1 protein-coding gene is annotated in these 638 nt (G+C 69.6%); it reads right to left on the bottom strand.

What is annotated here, in order from left to right; translation table 11 throughout:
• On the bottom strand, positions 1-467 hold a 467-nt coding region (locus AB6A65_RS16450), incomplete at its 3' end, for a hypothetical protein (protein ID WP_371039476.1).
• Between the last annotated feature and the right edge of the window lie 171 nt (positions 468-638).

The following is a 638-nucleotide window of genomic DNA, read 5'->3' as shown; positions in this document are numbered from 1 at the left end:
AGATCAGCCGCCATCAGCGCGGCCACCCGCGCCGGCCAGTTGACCCAGACGTCGCGCTCCTGCCGCGCCAGGCGGAACACCAGCGCCAGCGCGCGGGCGCGGTCGATCAGCTCGCCCTTGAGCTTTTGAAGCCGGATGCGCCGCTCCTGCGCCTTCAGCACCTCGTTCGCGGTCTTGGCCTGCAGGAACGTCGTTCCGCCGCCCGTCGCGGGCGCGGCAAGGCCCTGTTCCTTCAGGGTGTCGCCGACGGCGGAGACGGCCGCCTCCGGCACGGGCTTGCGGCTCAGCTGGGGCGGCTTGCGGGTCTTCGACGGGTCCGTGGTCTCGGCCCGGCGCGCGTCGCTGGCATCGGCGTCGATGCTCCCGTCTGCGTGCAGCACGAGGCGGCCGGCGGCCTTGGCCTTCTGGATCGCGCCACGCGAGAGGCCGACCCGGGCAGCGTACTGGCGCTCGCTCAGACCCTCCATGCCGCGCTCCGATTATCATTCGAAATCATGTGCTTATTGAGTTGATAAGCCTCCGCGCCAGAGCGAACCTGGATCCACAAGGACGATGCAACTCAGCGCACGGAGCCAAGACGATGACGACCCGCCTGAACCCGATCACCACGCCGCGCCACCAGCTTCGCGCCGAGAAGG

The organism is Rhodosalinus sp. FB01 (assembly GCF_041365715.1).
Classification (GTDB): domain Bacteria; phylum Pseudomonadota; class Alphaproteobacteria; order Rhodobacterales; family Rhodobacteraceae; genus Rhodosalinus.
The sequence above is the reverse complement of the archived record's forward strand: the minus strand, read 5'-3'. Positions and strand labels throughout refer to the sequence as shown.